Here is a 5,182-nt window from a genome sequence, read left to right on the forward strand (position 1 = left end):
CCAGCTTCACGTACGCGGCGTGCAATAAGCTGGCTATATTGAGAACCGAAATCCAAAATAAGGATACGATCTTCAGTAATTTGAGTATTGGTAGTCATGACAAACAACTATGAAAGGCAAACGAATATAAGCGCCGTATTCTAGCATTTTTCCACACATAACGCACATAATTCGGACAAGCTTTATGCAAGGCCAACATTTGGTGGTGTTTAAACAAAAAAGCACGCAATTATGTGCTATGTTTATTGCGAAATTTTCTCTATTTTAACAACTTCAATATCGGTCGGTTTATAACGATGTGTGTCGACCTCACCGACCACCTGTACTTTATCACCTACTTTAATATTGGATCCTTTCCACAAATCATCATCAATATCCAGCAAAATAACCCCTGTACCATCGCTGAACTCATAATGATCTTCATTGAGATGTTTCAACAGTGTACCTTTTAAAGTGACCGCCGTTTCATCTTTGAGATTTGCAATGGCTGAAACAGTGACGTGATTGTTTGCCGCTTCTTGCATGATGATATGCTCATCATTTGCCCATGCGCCTACAGCTAGACTTAAACTGCTCATACAAAGCGCAATTTTTAGAAGATTTTTCATATTATTTTTCCTCATGTCTTATTGCTATTAATCAAAACAAAAAAAGCACCAACAGACGGTACTTTTTTGTAAATAAAAAAAGCAGCATCATAAATGCTACTTTTCATTTTGAATTATTTTTCAATCAGATGATCTAGGCTCATTTTTCCTGCACCATGTAGCATCAGAAAAAACAAACCTCCTGCCATGGCAAAGTTTTTCATAAAATTAATACTGTCTTGTGTGCCATCATGAAAGATAAAAGCGGTAATCACACTAAATAGCCCCAAACCAAACGCAGCAAAACGCGCTTGGAATCCAAACAGCAGCGCTAAGCCACCACCAAACTCAACCAAAATAGTTAATGGTAATAGCGCTCCGGGAACGCCCATAGACTCCATATACCCTACAGTTGCGCTATAAGCTGTAATTTTCCCCCAACCTGCGACAAGGAAAATATAAGCCATCAGCACGCGTGCAATTAAAGCTAAAACAGCATCGGTATTGGGTTGATTGACAATACTTTTGACCACAACATTTGGATTAAACATTTTTACACCTTTAAATACGTTTTATTTGAAGTTGTAGCTATTTTAATAATCTCTGTTTTTAGAATAAATATGCATTTTCATTATGCATCGTTCCGAATAGAGAACAATAATAGCCGAATTTATTTACGTTTTAATACTGACTTCTGACAATGAGACTGCTAGGATTTCTGCACTCTTCTGTTTAATTGTGCCCCATGGAACTGATTGATTTTATATTACATGTCGATGACCATCTGCTCGAGTTTATCACCAACTATGGGGTTTGGATTTATGCAATTTTGTTTCTTATCATCTTTGTGGAAACAGGCTTGGTGGTCATGCCCTTTCTACCTGGCGATAGCTTATTGTTTGCCGCAGGTGCCTTAGCTGCATCAACGGGTGCAATGAATCCATGGTTCCTTGGTATTTTACTTTTTGTCGCAGCCGTACTGGGCGATACGTTGAACTATCATATTGGTCGTTATATTGGGCCGCGTGTTTTTGAAATCGAGTCACGTTTTATTAATAAACAACACCTGATAAATACACAAAAATTCTTTGAAAAACATGGTGGTAAAACCATTATTTTTGCACGTTTTATTCCCTTTGCGCGCACCTTTGCACCTTTTGTGGCAGGCGCAGGAAAAATGGACTACAAATTTTTCCTGTCTTATAACCTGATTGGTGCATTCTGCTGGATTGGTTCATTCATTACTTTAGGTTATATTTTTGGCAATGTGCCTGTGGTCAAAGACAATTTCACCCATCTGATTTTCGGCATCATTATTATTAGTGTCTTGCCTGGAATCATTGGTTTTATTCGGGCGAAATGGAAGAAAAAATCAACCACTCGCGCTTAGGCAAAAAAGCGTAAAATCACAGGGAACATACATACCACCAATAACATGGCCGATCCTTTGTACAAGAGATCGGCTTTTATTTGCTTGGACTCACCCGATAAAATGGCACGACCAAATGACATCCAAAACAAAGCCGTAGGTAATAAAACTAAGCTAAATACAATAAAGACCCATAAAAAATTCGTCGGATTATCCCATGTTTCATAAGGAAAAATACCTGCAGCAAACAGTACAGCTTTTGGGTTTTTCAAAGTTGAAAAAAACAACTGCATTGGTCGAATCGAGGTAAAACGTTGATTATGTTTTTCTAAATGTGAGCTTTTCCATAGGTGAAAAGCCAACCAAAATACGTAACCTGCGCTAATAATATGCAAAATATCAATCAGATATGGCCAGATAGGGGTACTCAAATGAATTAACAATGCCCATAAGTTGATGGCATAGAAATACCCGAACAGTTCTGCAGGCACAAGCGCACTGGTTTTCGCCAGACCTTGCTGATGTGCAGAGCTTGCGAGTAAAGCATTGGTTGGTCCCGGAATCATCAGGACAGCAATCATTGCCAATACAAACAGCCAACTCTCAATCATAGACATCCAACAACAGTATTCAAGATGCGCAATTTAGCCGAAAAAGAGCAGTTTCCTCAAGTCAAGGCAGACAAAAAGACAGAACCTACTTACTGAAAAGTGACCTTAAAAAATAATAAGACGTTGTTTTATTGTGATTATTTTTGAAACATTTTGCTAAAATTTTCATTCTGCTAAAGATACAAACACTTCAGCAGAATGAATCTATCCGTGTTTAATTTGTCTTATTTCGGACAGTAATCGTACAACCCTTAAACTTTGCAGCTTGTACTATGGCTTCTTGTTGGCCCAAAAGCCTTGAAATTTCGGTCTTTTTAGTATTCGAAGATTGTCCCATATTGAGCGAAATACTTGGACCAAAGCCCCAGCCGCCACCATGACTCCAACCACCACCCAGTCCCACACCTACACCCATACCCGTGCGTTTTTCAGTCGGTACACCTTCATCTAAATGTTGTTGAATACGATTATACTCTGCCTGTAGCTGTTGGCAGTTCAGCGCTTGGTACTGTGTAGGAGAAACATAGGTTGGTTTAACCGTTGTGGCACACGCACCTAATAACAACGTACTGCCCGCTAAAAAAGCAACTAAGATATTTTTCATGCTGAATCTCGCAGTTTATTATTCTCAATCTCATTGAACAATGATTGATAGGCCTGCGTCAATTTATGATCATGCGCCAAATGAATCAACGGTAAATTTTTATGATGAGACTCTTTCATCATCACCGATGGCGGTAACATACTTTCTAAAACAGGTAGACCTTCATCTTTCAACTGTTGCACCACTTCACGTGGCAGTTTAGCCTGTGCTTGGTATTGATTGACCACGATGCCCTCAATTTCCAAATGGTCATTATGATCATCTTGGGTTTCAAGTACATTTTCAATCAAGGTTTGTAGTGCTCGTTTAGAGAAAACATCACAGTCAAACGGAATTAGAACTTTATTGGCCGCAATCAATGCCGATAAGGTAAAGAAATTAAAGGCTGGTGGTGTATCAATATAAACTCGGTCGTACTTCCCAACCAGTTGTTGTAAGGCATCACGCAATTTATAAATTTTATGTTTGGATTCTAATGCATGGGCCAAGGCACCCAAATTTGGGCTGGCAGGAATCACATCAAGATTTTTAAAAGGAGACTGATGCACATAGCTTTCTAAGCCTTTGGCACGTCCTTTCAGGATCGAACCAATCGCATTGCCGAGCAAGCTTTTATTTTGTGTAGCACCCAGAACTTCTTCAAAATAGTTCTCAATATTTGGCTCTAAAGCAGGCTTATCCGCAGTATAGGTTGCATCATCGCCCAACACATACTGACTCGAATTCGCTTGTGGATCGAGATCAATCAATAATGTTTTTAGACCTTGATGCGCACTGATAGCAGCCAAATTCACAGCAATACTGGACTTGCCTACACCACCTTTTTGATTAAATACCACACGTGTATGCATAAAATCCCCTCCATCTTGTTATTTTTCCACCTTATCTAGCAGTGTAGCGCAGAACAGGTTTCGTGCCGAACATTATGTCTAACAATTAGCCAAAGTTTGGTTTAATCATGACTAAACCAATAATCGAAACCATCGACACTACAGCGAGAAATAAGCCTGCACGGCGCTGTGCTAATAAAATTGTGTCATCCTTTTTATAGGCTTTAGATAAAGAAGACAGTATGACTAAAAATAAAACCACTTTGGCATAGAACCATGTTTGCACTTCAAAGTTTTTCATCACCAATAAGATGATGCCTGTGAGTACAATCATAGTCATACTCAAATGCTGAAATGCAACAAAAGCGATACGACCTGTAGGATTGGGCTGGTTACCCTGAACCCCCTTAAACAAGGTCATCGCACGTGCCAAAATAATTATGCATGCAATACTCACTGCACTCATATGTACAATTTTAATCAGTAATTGTGTTTCCATTCGCAAGCCTCTGTTTAGCTTTTCGGTGTATGTGCACAGTTTGGGCTAGAAGTGTCTTGCCCTTTCCACTCTTCTGGTAGAAAAGCATGAATAGCTAAAGCATGAATTTTTCCAGGACTGAGTAAATCGCCTGCTACGGCATAAATTTTTTGATGCCGCTGTACCAAACGCAGACCAGCAAAGGCTTCACTCACCACAATCACTTTAAAATGTGATTCCTTACCGGGGAAATATCCACCATGCCCCGAAGATTCATTCACCACTTCTAAATGGGATGGGGAAAACTGCTGTAAGCGCTCAATTAATTGCTGCTCTAAGCTCATGCCTGTCTCCAAAAATGATTATTCTGAGAGTATACCTGTTCCTTGCTGCTATGCGACGGTTAAAACGATCATCATCCGAACCAAGACTTTACTTTTCAGCGGTAAAAAATCAAAAAGTCGGAACAGACTGCATTAAACTGGCTTTATTTTATGCAATTAAACTCAGCTTTTTCATAAAGCTATTGACCCTGAACTTGCTTGCTGTATCATACAGCGCTATGCGGGAATAGCTCAGTTGGTAGAGCACAACCTTGCCAAGGTTGGGGTCGCGAGTTCGAGTCTCGTTTCCCGCTCCAGATTCTAAAAAGCCCTCATCGAAAGATGAGGGCTTTTTTTATGCCGTTTATAACGATATGTAG

At 39.6% G+C, this 5,182-nt stretch carries 9 protein-coding genes and 1 tRNA gene; 2 read left to right on the plus strand and 8 right to left on the minus strand.

Features of this window, described 5'->3' with window-relative positions; translation table 11 throughout:
• The 3 genes from B4F08_RS03595 to B4F08_RS03605 form a co-directional block, all read right to left on the minus strand.
• Positions 1–98: hypothetical protein (locus tag B4F08_RS03595; protein WP_291373234.1), on the minus strand; the 98-nt coding region annotated here is incomplete at its 3' end.
• 144 nt (positions 99–242) lie between these two features.
• Positions 243–608, minus strand: coding sequence for a NirD/YgiW/YdeI family stress tolerance protein (locus B4F08_RS03600; protein WP_291373226.1), 366 nt, complete (start codon positions 606–608; stop codon positions 243–245).
• Positions 609–721: 113 nt separating this feature from the next.
• On the minus strand, positions 722–1,138 hold the full coding sequence (locus B4F08_RS03605) for a DoxX family protein (protein WP_291373228.1): 417 nt from the start codon (positions 1,136–1,138) through the stop codon (positions 722–724).
• 194 nt (positions 1,139–1,332) lie between these two features.
• On the opposite strand from B4F08_RS03605, the gene B4F08_RS03610 reads away from it, so the two are divergent.
• The gene (locus B4F08_RS03610) at positions 1,333–1,977 is read left to right on the plus strand and encodes a DedA family protein (protein WP_086210663.1); all 645 of its coding nucleotides are present in this window, start codon (positions 1,333–1,335) and stop codon (positions 1,975–1,977) included.
• On the opposite strand, the gene B4F08_RS03615 is transcribed toward B4F08_RS03610, so the two are convergent.
• The 5 genes from B4F08_RS03615 to B4F08_RS03635 form a co-directional block, all read right to left on the minus strand.
• The gene (locus tag B4F08_RS03615; protein ID WP_086210664.1) at positions 1,974–2,567 is read right to left on the minus strand and encodes a LysE family translocator; all 594 of its coding nucleotides are present in this window, start codon (positions 2,565–2,567) and stop codon (positions 1,974–1,976) included. The two genes, B4F08_RS03610 and B4F08_RS03615, sit on opposite strands and share 4 nt — an antisense overlap.
• Before the next feature lie 214 nt (positions 2,568–2,781).
• Positions 2,782–3,171, minus strand: a complete 390-nt coding sequence (locus B4F08_RS03620) for a hypothetical protein (RefSeq protein WP_086210665.1) — start codon at positions 3,169–3,171, stop codon at positions 2,782–2,784.
• Positions 3,168–4,022 carry a ParA family protein gene (locus B4F08_RS03625; RefSeq protein WP_086210666.1) on the minus strand — a complete coding sequence of 285 codons (855 nt, stop codon included), beginning with the start codon at positions 4,020–4,022 and terminating at the stop codon, positions 3,168–3,170. The genes B4F08_RS03620 and B4F08_RS03625 overlap by 4 nt, the downstream gene beginning before the upstream one ends.
• 85 nt (positions 4,023–4,107) lie before the next feature.
• Positions 4,108–4,500 (minus strand): SirB2 family protein, encoded by a 393-nt coding sequence (locus B4F08_RS03630; RefSeq protein ID WP_086210667.1) that lies wholly within the window; start codon positions 4,498–4,500, stop codon positions 4,108–4,110.
• Positions 4,501–4,514: 14 nt separating this feature from the next.
• A complete protein-coding gene (locus B4F08_RS03635) occupies positions 4,515–4,823 on the minus strand; it encodes a BolA family protein (RefSeq protein ID WP_291373232.1) in 309 nt (102 codons plus the stop codon).
• A gap of 220 nt (positions 4,824–5,043) precedes the next feature.
• Here B4F08_RS03635 and B4F08_RS03640 point away from each other — a divergent pair.
• A tRNA-Gly gene (locus B4F08_RS03640) sits at positions 5,044–5,119 on the plus strand.
• The last annotated feature ends 63 nt before the right edge of the window (positions 5,120–5,182 follow it).

The organism is Acinetobacter sp. UBA6720 (genome assembly GCF_002454215.1).
In the GTDB taxonomy this organism is placed as follows: domain Bacteria; phylum Pseudomonadota; class Gammaproteobacteria; order Pseudomonadales; family Moraxellaceae; genus Acinetobacter.